Origin of the sequence: Streptococcus sp. 2018WUSS126, from assembly GCF_044427425.1 — a bacterium.
GTDB classification, from domain to species: Bacteria; Bacillota; Bacilli; order Lactobacillales; family Streptococcaceae; genus Streptococcus; species Streptococcus hashimotonensis.
Genome location: NZ_JAOTGB010000035.1, coordinates 1 through 9037, shown reverse-complemented (window position 1 = coordinate 9037; position 9037 = coordinate 1). Strand labels below are relative to the sequence as shown.

At 38.3% G+C, this 9037-nt stretch carries 9 protein-coding genes and 1 pseudogene; 5 read left to right on the top strand and 5 right to left on the bottom strand.

Translation table 11 applies throughout. The features are described from left to right. On the top strand, positions 1 to 243 hold a 243-nt coding region (locus tag ODU34_RS10020), incomplete at its 5' end, for a transposase (RefSeq protein WP_398578488.1). Here the strand turns inward: ODU34_RS10020 and ODU34_RS10015 are convergent. The 4 genes from ODU34_RS10015 to ODU34_RS10000 form a co-directional block, all read right to left on the bottom strand. Further along, on the bottom strand, positions 196 to 639 hold the full coding sequence (locus ODU34_RS10015; RefSeq protein ID WP_239514956.1) for a hypothetical protein: 444 nt from the start codon (positions 637 to 639) through the stop codon (positions 196 to 198). The genes ODU34_RS10020 and ODU34_RS10015 overlap by 48 nt on opposite strands. A 256-nt stretch (positions 640 to 895) precedes the next feature. After that, positions 896 to 1405, bottom strand: coding sequence for a hypothetical protein (locus ODU34_RS10010; RefSeq protein WP_205015227.1), 510 nt, complete (start codon positions 1403 to 1405; stop codon positions 896 to 898). 401 nt (positions 1406 to 1806) lie between these two features. Further along, the gene (locus ODU34_RS10005) at positions 1807 to 2535 is read right to left on the bottom strand and encodes a pseudouridine synthase (protein ID WP_398578487.1); all 729 of its coding nucleotides are present in this window, start codon (positions 2533 to 2535) and stop codon (positions 1807 to 1809) included. Then, positions 2526 to 3152, bottom strand: coding sequence for a GNAT family N-acetyltransferase (locus tag ODU34_RS10000; protein ID WP_041179414.1), 627 nt, complete (start codon positions 3150 to 3152; stop codon positions 2526 to 2528). Before ODU34_RS10000 ends, ODU34_RS10005 begins: the two co-directional genes overlap by 10 nt. Positions 3153 to 3422: 270 nt before the next feature. Here ODU34_RS10000 and ODU34_RS09995 point away from each other — a divergent pair, with 270 nt between their 5' ends. Next, positions 3423 to 4595 carry an SIR2 family protein gene (locus tag ODU34_RS09995; RefSeq protein ID WP_044758682.1) on the top strand — a complete coding sequence of 391 codons (1173 nt, stop codon included), beginning with the start codon at positions 3423 to 3425 and terminating at the stop codon, positions 4593 to 4595. Continuing rightward, complete coding sequence (locus tag ODU34_RS09990) at positions 4588 to 6213, top strand: ATP-binding protein (RefSeq protein ID WP_044758683.1); 1626 nt, start codon at positions 4588 to 4590, stop codon at positions 6211 to 6213. Before ODU34_RS09995 ends, ODU34_RS09990 begins: the two co-directional genes overlap by 8 nt. A 576-nt stretch (positions 6214 to 6789) precedes the next feature. Here ODU34_RS09990 and ODU34_RS09985 read toward each other — a convergent pair. After that, a complete protein-coding gene (locus ODU34_RS09985) occupies positions 6790 to 7953 on the bottom strand; it encodes an MFS transporter (RefSeq protein ID WP_205015225.1) in 1164 nt (387 codons plus the stop codon). Positions 7954 to 8082: 129 nt separating this feature from the next. Between ODU34_RS09985 and def the strand changes: the two genes are divergently transcribed. Continuing rightward, the gene (gene def / locus ODU34_RS09980; protein ID WP_029177339.1) at positions 8083 to 8697 is read left to right on the top strand and encodes a peptide deformylase; all 615 of its coding nucleotides are present in this window, start codon (positions 8083 to 8085) and stop codon (positions 8695 to 8697) included. 256 nt (positions 8698 to 8953) lie between these two features. After that, positions 8954 to 9037, top strand: a pseudogene (locus ODU34_RS09975) (IS200/IS605 family transposase); the annotation flags it as partial.

Genomic DNA, 9037 nt, shown 5'->3' with positions numbered 1-9037 from the left:
TCGAAGACAGTAAATATTCCTGAGAATATAGAATTCACCTTCATTCCACCCTATACACCTGAAATGAATCCTATTGAGCAAGTCTGGGCTGAGATTCGTAAACTTGGTTTCAAGAATAAAGTATTTAGGACTTTAAATGAGGTAATCGATAAACTTCAAGAGATTATTCAAACCTTAACTGTTTATCAACTCAAATCAATTGTACATAGAGATTGGATATCGGCTATTTTTGATTTTAATTGAGTATAAATAGTTTATAAGATACTGAATGCTATTTTTAAAGTCGCTGAGTCCAATCATATTTTCTGACAACACATCTGCATTCGGAGTAAGACCTTGCTCATCTTCCTTTAATTGCTTCAATAAGAAATAACCAAATTCTCCCAAATTTTCACGCCCAACTTTTTCAATAAAATCATTCTCGTTTAGTGAAGAATAGCCATCTAAATAGACATCCACTTTCCAAAGTGATTGAACCTTTTTTGCTATTTCTCGTTTTGTATTTGCAGCTCCCGTTACAATAAATAAATCTTCTTTTTCCTTCAAAAAATACATCCAATTATTTTCTTGTGTAAAAGATTCACTAGGTCGCTCTAGTTGCTGTACTTCTCCCATTAATTTTATGTGATAATAGTTCATCTTTACCCCTCTATTCTGATATTCTCAATAAGAAGTATATAAAAATAGATGGACAAAATATGTCCATCTTTGCTTATTGTTAAACTTAAGTGTCATTCCACCCTACTTTATTTTCAGTGCATCTTGGCTCAAGGGCAATATCACTGCTTAGAATTCCTTCAGTAAGACACAGACAACACACTGTTCCGTTCATTCTCTCAATAGAAGAAGACCTGCATTAGATTTTCAAAAAATAAATATATCCAAACAACTCTCCCTACTCCACACTCTTAATCCGTTTCTTAATCTTCTGACCAAACTCCATCATTCTCCGCTTTTCCTCCGGCCAGATTTTGGTCACGCGGTCAACAGCAATTATGAAGATGATTACCGCAGCATAGTCCTTGGCTTTTTCAATCAAACCAACACTTTCAGCAACTACTAAAAGTAGATAGAATGTAAATAAAATAGTTCGTTTGGGCAGAGCCATCAAAAACTCAATCCCTGCCTTATAGCCCAGATAAATCTGCCGATTAAGCCCTTTGGCCTTTTCCAAACGACGATTGAGAAAGGCACGAAGCCGCTTGTAAAACCAATCCGAAGTCAGAAAAAGTGATTGGGCTCCAATTACAATCAAAGAAACATTATTGGCATGTTCTTCCTTAAGCCCAAGCGCTCTAGTCACAACATAGGTCCAATCACCATTATCAATACAGATAAAAATAGTAAAGTAAACAACCGCTCCCGCTACTATAACAAGGGGAAGGGCACGGATATATTTCAACATATAATAACCTCTCTTGGACAAATCTTAGAACCTATATTCATAAACAAAGTGTTCTTATGCAAGAAATCGTTTTTGCTCATCAAGGCAATTTTTTGAAGGAATACTTGACTCTATCACCATTTAGTTTCACTTTATGGCTTCGACGAGTAAAAAGCTCCTGTGGCTGTTTTCGCCTACCACCTAATTGGTCAGGAATTTCCTTTCCTTATCTCCACCTTCAAACACTCCAATGGAAGCTATGAATTGTGAACACAGGTTCTTATATATATTGTAATATGTTATACCAAATACGGTCAAGCAGGGGCTAGAATTTCAGATACGACAACTGTACATCCTTAGCATTTTTTACTTACCCCAAAAAGAAGAAGACCTCCAATCGGGAGCAAGTCTCTTCTATATATCTATAATTCCACACCAAAGACTTCTAATTGCTTTAATTCGGCAGCAGTCAACCTGCGGTATTCCCCAAGCGCTAATTTTGGATCTAAGCGAAGAGGCCCCATGGTCAATCGTTGCAAGTCTGTCACCATCTTTCCACAGGCCTGCACCATGCGTTTGACCTGGTGAAATTTCCCTTCTCGGATGGTGATGTCAACGAGTGAAGTCTGCTTAGCTTCATCTGTAGAGAGGATGGTCAACTGGGCTGGCTGACTGGTAAAGTCTTTCAGCTCAATTCCTGCCGCAAATCGTTCGACATCCTCTTGGGTCATGATCCCGTCAACCTGTGCACGGTAGAGTTTATCAACATGTTTTTTCGGAGAAAGCATGGCATGAGCCAGCTGACCGTTGTTGGTCAAGAGGAGCAAGCCATGGGTATCGATGTCTAAGCGTCCAACGGGAAAAACTTCCTTCTGGCGAGCTGTATCATCTAGCAAATCCAAAACAGTCCGATGGTGGTCATCCTCCGTGGCTGAAATCACACCCTTGGGCTTGTTCAATAGATAGTAAACAAAGGTTTCATGGCTCAAGACCTGACCTGCTACTGCAATCTGGTCTGACTTTTCATCAATCTGCTGTTTTGGGGAGGTTTCTACTTGGCCGTTGACTGTGACTTGCTTGTTTTTCAGGAGTTTCTTGACTTCTGTCCGACTGCCAACACCGCAATCCACTAAAAATTTATCTAATCGCATACGACTTTCTTTTCCATTTTGATATATTCTGCTTGCTTTTCTATTTCTGTAAAACCAAGAGCATGAAAGAGTTTTTGGGCAACTTGATGAGAGCTAGCAACTGTCAGTTTGATACTAGCTGGCTGAACATGCTCTACTAAATAGTCTTCAATAGCCTGATAGAAAGCTCTGCCATTTCCCTGACCTGTCAAAGAAGGTTTCATACCCAAACGAATGTCAACGGTCTCGCCATCTTGGTCAATACAGAAATAGCCCATGAGGGCGGCATTGCGGATGACTGCAAAAAAGCGGTCTCCACGCGCCTCTGGTGAAATCATCTCAGCATAAGTCTCGGGGTTTGCACTAATCGTATAGGCATCCAAAGGTGGTTGATAGCGCCATTGGTTAGCAATTTCCAATGCCAGATCCTGAGGTAAGGGCATGATGTAAAAATAATCCATTCTTCGGAAATTTTTTGCCAAATTTTTAATCCGACGGTTTTGGGTGGCGTAATTATCTGTCTGATAGACATAATCCGCATAGCCCAACTGATAGGAGGGAATCATGTCCTTAAAAATCAACTGAACATCCTCGGGAAAACGGAGTATTAATTCATTTAAGCGGTTGTTTTCTAACATAGGTTCATTATAACATAACTCAAACAGTAGCCCAAATATACTAACCAAAGCTAATGACTATTCCTTTAACTCATAATAATGGGAATATAATGAAAATCAAGAATAAATACAGGAACCAGATAATACTATGAATCGAGAAATGACTATTCAGAAAAGCAGTGATATAATATTTTTGAAACACCTAAATAATTATAGAAATTTTAAATTATCTAACACTATCGCTCAATAATTTATTTAATGATATAATATTTATAAAAATGGAGTATAGCTATGGCAGAAATATATAAAAGTAAAATGGCAACGTTCTCGGAAGAGGGTCAAAATTATTTCAAGAACGGACAGAATCTACTAGATGAAGAGAAACAACCTATTAGTGAGATAAATTTTAAACATAGGATAAAAAATGAAGTTTTCGACTTCATGAATTTTTTCGATAATATAGTTCTATTGGCTGGTGCTGGAGCCTCTGTTGTACCCAAACGAGATAATGGTAAACCTGATTCAAATTTTGGTCATACAGTTGATATGCTCGGAGAAGAAGTAAAAAAACAACTTACCTCTTCTACATATTACTCTATTGATGATCTATCTGTGATGTGTAAATACAATTCTTCTAAGTTTAACTTAGAGGATTTCTTATCTCATATGCAAGCATATTTACAGTTTGTACCCAAAAGACAAGAAAAAAAATTTAAGCGCTCGTATAATAAAATTATTGAAATTATTAAAGAGAAAACTTCTTATAATTACAATTCGCAGCACTTTAAACATGCAACATTAATTAAACAATTAACAGGTCTACATACTACGCCAAACCGACTTTCAATAGTGACCACGAACTATGATACTATCATTGAAGATAGTGCATATAGTCTAAATTATACAGTATTTGATGGCTTTACATTTTCTCACAAACCGACTTTTGATATTGATATGTTTGATTGGTATCTATCTAAACCTATTTCGGAAGTAAAATCTCAAAAAGAAGCTTACAAGAAATCTGTCATCAATCTGTTGAAAATTCATGGTTCTTTAACTTGGGAACGAGAAGGAGAGGAAATCGTTAGAAAGGATAAAAGTAACATCAAGGATCCAATAATGGTTTTCCCAAGTTCAAATAAGTATATGCAGAGCTATGAAAAACCTTATTTTGAGTTGTTCTCAAAATTTCAAGCACTTCTCCGAAAACAAAATACTGTTTTAATAACCGTAGGGTTTAGTTTTGCTGACAATCACATCTCTCAAATGATAATACAGGCTTTAAAAACAGTACCAAGTTTAAGTATATTAGTTACAGATTTCAATATTTCTCCTGTATCTCCAAATGAAAACTGGAAGGTACTATTAGATTTAATGGAAAAAGATTACAATATCGCTTTTCTACAAACAACTATGAATTCCGATTTAACCGATTATTTCGTAAAAGGTGATAGCAATGATTGATACCCTATATGCCAATGGTGATAAAAATGATTTCTATTTAGGTATGATTTCTCAAGTATATAAAAACTCAAGTGTTGTTCAAGTCGAGAATCTTTCATGGCTTAAATTTAGGAAAATTCGAAAAGAACTATTAGTACCTAACACCATAAACTTTCTTGTTGTTATTGAATCCACTTTAGGAATTTTCCTAGGAGAGGTATACCAATCAAAATTACCCAATTCAGACAGCGTTCATAATGCTCTCCTAAAAGATGATTCAGAAAAAATTTACCCCGAACTAAGCTTAGATATAATTGGTATAATGCCGAACAACAGTAATAGATTCAAATTATCTGGTTTTACTACAGTAGGATTAACAGATAGGGTCTATATCGCAAATAAAAAAATCATTGATATCTACCTTAATTCAATTGAGCTAAAAGAAGATGATCCAAATACTCCTGAAATAAAACTAACTTCATTCGCAAAACTTTCTAATATGCTCTCAGAGGAAGTTGCTCTACGTCCTAGCACACTATTTGATAGACATATAATGGCTGTTGGCACAACCAACAGTGGTAAATCAACCTCCTCTCTATCCATCTTAGATAAACTTATTCAAAACAATAAAAAAGTCTTAATTATTGACCCGACTGGAGAGTATTCTGCCTCATTTGATAACAATTCTAATGTAGAAAAGTTAGAGCTAGGCGTTGACACAATATTGGATACAGGAAAATTATCATTCGGTCAATGGGCAACACTTTTCGAAACAAATGATTCCACTCAGCCAGCTGTACTTGCAGATGCTATAAAGAGCTTGCGTTTTCAAAAAAAGAACAGTATCGAAAATGTATATGTTAAGGTAGGAAAAACCCCCGAAGAAGTTTCTCGAGATATGTCTAGTCTAGGACCACTTGACACTTCCTTTAATCTACAACTTCTATCTCAACAGATTGTAGAAGAAGCTGTAGAGATAGATAGAAATATGACAAGATACATTTCAGGGTCATTTCAATTTAACCAAAAACAATGGCTTGTGCAAAAAGTTGAATACAAATTATCCAACACTAGACTATCAAAGTTTTTTTCTACTAGGACCAATGGGAATGCTGATTTAATCGAAAAAATTGATAACTTCGTCAACAGCAGTATTCATAGCTTATATATAAATACTTCGTCTATTGGTACTAGCGATAGTATTGGTGGGATGATAATTGATTTGATAAGCAATCATATCATAAATTCAAAAAAGAAAGATGATATTGCATTCGTAATGTTCATTGATGAAGTTCATCGATATTCCAAACACCATCAAGATAATAATTACCAAACAGGATTAACTGCTATTGCTAGGGAAGGACGAAAAAAAGGTATCTTTCTATTCTTAACAACACAAAATCCACAGGATGTCCCTAAAGAACTTCTCGGGCAAATTGGTACGTTACTTATCCATCGTCTTACTCACCAAAATGAGTTGGAAGCTATTAAAAACCATCTCTCAAATCAATCTTACAAGCAAATTACTAAATTGAATCAAGGAGAGGCCATATTGAGTAGTATAAATTTAGTGAGAGATTTACATCTAGAGATGATTAAAAGTAATAGAACTCATGCGAATTCTACAACTTTATTATAAACATTGAACTCTAGTTTCAAAATCCACTTTCAAATTGTAAATATTACATCAAAATAGACTGGACTTACTTCGCGAAGGGAGTTATCCTTTTCCAGTATTAACAATTTAACAGATAAGGAAATTATGAACGATTATAGCGCAAAAGAAGAATTAACCAAGCTTAGCAATAAACTCCGACAACAAATCTTTTGAAACCCGATACCAAAAATGCCAGAATGGGAATTTAATGACCTCAATGTATATTTACCAGCTATCAGCCTACCAATCGTTCATTAACAATCATTCGCCCGTATACAAACCTCGAAGTCCAATCAACACAATAATTAGTTAACAAACTGATTTATCACCAACCAGCAGGACGCAACAAAGAATGACGCTCCATCGTCGAGCTGCATTACCAATTTGTCGGAGAATTATAAAACGAGCAAGAAAAAAACTCGCTCGTAGGGTTAAAAAACTCCTTTTTGTACGCCCTAAACACAAAGAAACTACTCCCGTTTTGTCATCAACTGCCCAGACGGGAATAGTTTCTTTGATTGCTTAAACGCCGAACTTCATAACATTGGAAATCCGCTCCTACTTCTTCAGTTGTTTATAAATCAAGCCAGCGCTTATCAAGGCACAGCCGATAGCGTAGATACCAAAGGCTCCTGTTGGGGTTGGGTTGAGTTTTTCCAGATAGGTCGGCAAGATGGCAGATGTGGCTCCGCCGATATTGCAACCCATAAGGACGATGGTCATGACTGCATTGAGCAAGGCCTTAGGAGCCCGGTCCGTCACCTGACTAAAGACAATGGTCAGAATGATGCTGTAGAAAAATCCTGACACCATGCCACCGAGTCCCAGTACCCAGAGATTATCCGCAAAGGCAATGCCGACAACCGCGAGTCCAAAGACCACGTAGGAAACAGCTAAAAGCCAGCCCTTCAAACGACCAACCAGGCTACTAAAGACCGTACCTGCCACAATCCCCATGACCTGCATAAGACTGAGAATGAGACTGGCTTGCTGAGCAGTACCAATGCCCTTGGCTAAAACAATCTGAGGAATACGAATGGTCAGGAAGGTATTGACATTGATCACAAAGAAGGCTAAGAATGCCAGATAAATCCCCATCATCCACATGGTCTTGTCCAACTTGACCTTGGGCGCGTTCTCCTCAACCTTTACCTCCATGCGAGCCAGCAATTCCTCCTTGGGAACAAAGAGAAGGAAGAGAGCCAGGATGACCAAGGCAAAAAGGTAGACCAAAAAAGCAGGTTGCCAACCAAACTGGGTCAACCAACCGACAAGGAGGGTAAGCCCTGCGCTTCCCACTACCTCTGCTGAACCACGCAAGCCCATCATCTTGACCCTTTCTTGACCGGTGAAAAAATTACCGATAATGTTGATGGCACGGGCATTGATCAAGCCAATCCCCAAACCAAGCAAGATACGAGCCAATAAAATCAGAGGATATGCAGCTAGAAACATGGGCAAAGCTCCGCCGATGGCCATAAGCAAAAGCCCTGCAATGATAATGTTTCGTTCAGACAAGAAACGGACAACTAGACCATTTGCCAATAGAGTAACCATAATAGCAAAGGAGGTCACCGTAATCAAATTTTCCACCTGGGCCGCTGCAATTCCCTGCTGGGCAAAATGCTCAATCATCTGTGGAATAGCTGGCGAGACAGCAAATGTCGAAACTAGCATGGTGGATAGGGCCAGCAAACTGGCTTTCTCTAAAATTCTTTTCATTTTTCTCCCTTTCAACGTTCGTCTTTTACTAGTATAACAGATTTGAGACAGAATAGATAGGTGACTGAGACTTTTATTCTCCTAGATTTCATGCTATACTTATCTTAACTATATCCAAAGGAGAGAATTATGTCTGTTATTGAACGATTGACAAAAGCTGCCCATTTGATTGACATGGATGACATCATCCGTGAAGGGCACCCAACCCTACGCCAAGTCGCTGAAGAAGTTGTATTTCCCCTATCTGACCAGGAAATTATTTTAGGCGAAAAAATGATGCAATTCCTCAAACATTCGCAGGATCCAGTCATGGCGGAGAAAATGAAACTCCGTGGCGGAGTTGGTCTAGCAGCGCCTCAGATTGATGTTTCCAAACGCATCATTGCTGTCTTAGTCCCAAATCCAGAGGACGAAGAAGGCAATCCACCTGCCCAAGCCTACTCTCTACAAGAGGTTATGTACAACCCTAAAATCGTGGCACACTCTGTCCAAGAGGCGGCTATGGAAGGGGGCGAAGGCTGCCTATCTGTTGACCGCGAAGTCCAAGGCTACGTAGTCCGCCACGCGCGCGTGACTGTTGATTACATGGACAAAAACGGAGAAACTCACCGTATCAAACTCAAAGGATTTAATGCCATCGTGGTCCAACACGAAATCGACCACCTCAACGGTGTCATGTTCTACGACCGCATTGACCCAGAACACCCATTTGCCGTTAAAGAAGGCATGCTGGTGATTGAATAAACACAAGAAACTGACTGAAATTATTGAACTGCTCCCTGTCAAGTGGACAATGAAATAATAAAAGATTAGGCGACGGCCTTGTTCCTCATTTCAAGAGGGGCAAGGCCGTTGTTGCGTTATGGCTTCGAGCCAGTTTTTCTCGTAGAGAAAAACAAGAAAACCACCAGCTATGCTGGTGGCTGACAAGGCTTTGAGCTTCCATTTCTTTTTCCTGATATAATCTAATTGTTCAGGTTAGATAAAGGAGGAAAAAGAAATGGCTAAAACCAGTTACAGTTTATCACATACCAAATGGATGTACAAATATCACATAGTTTTCACACCTAAGTACCGTAGAAAA

Bases quoted from the DNA above. Each gene is read 5' to 3' on its own strand.
- ODU34_RS10015 (WP_239514956.1), bottom strand. From the start codon at position 639: ATGAACTATTATCACATAAAATTAATGGGAGAAGTACAGCAACTAGAG.
- ODU34_RS09995 (WP_044758682.1), top strand. From the start codon at position 3,423: ATGGCAGAAATATATAAAAGTAAAATGGCAACGTTCTCGGAAGAGGGT.
- ODU34_RS09990 (WP_044758683.1), top strand. From the start codon at position 4,588: ATGATTGATACCCTATATGCCAATGGTGATAAAAATGATTTCTATTTA.
- ODU34_RS10010 (WP_205015227.1), bottom strand. From the start codon at position 1,405: ATGTTGAAATATATCCGTGCCCTTCCCCTTGTTATAGTAGCGGGAGCG.
- def (WP_029177339.1), top strand. From the start codon at position 8,083: ATGTCTGTTATTGAACGATTGACAAAAGCTGCCCATTTGATTGACATG.
- ODU34_RS10000 (WP_041179414.1), bottom strand. From the start codon at position 3,152: ATGTTAGAAAACAACCGCTTAAATGAATTAATACTCCGTTTTCCCGAG.
- ODU34_RS10005 (WP_398578487.1), bottom strand. From the start codon at position 2,535: ATGCGATTAGATAAATTTTTAGTGGATTGCGGTGTTGGCAGTCGGACA.
- ODU34_RS09985 (WP_205015225.1), bottom strand. From the start codon at position 7,953: ATGAAAAGAATTTTAGAGAAAGCCAGTTTGCTGGCCCTATCCACCATG.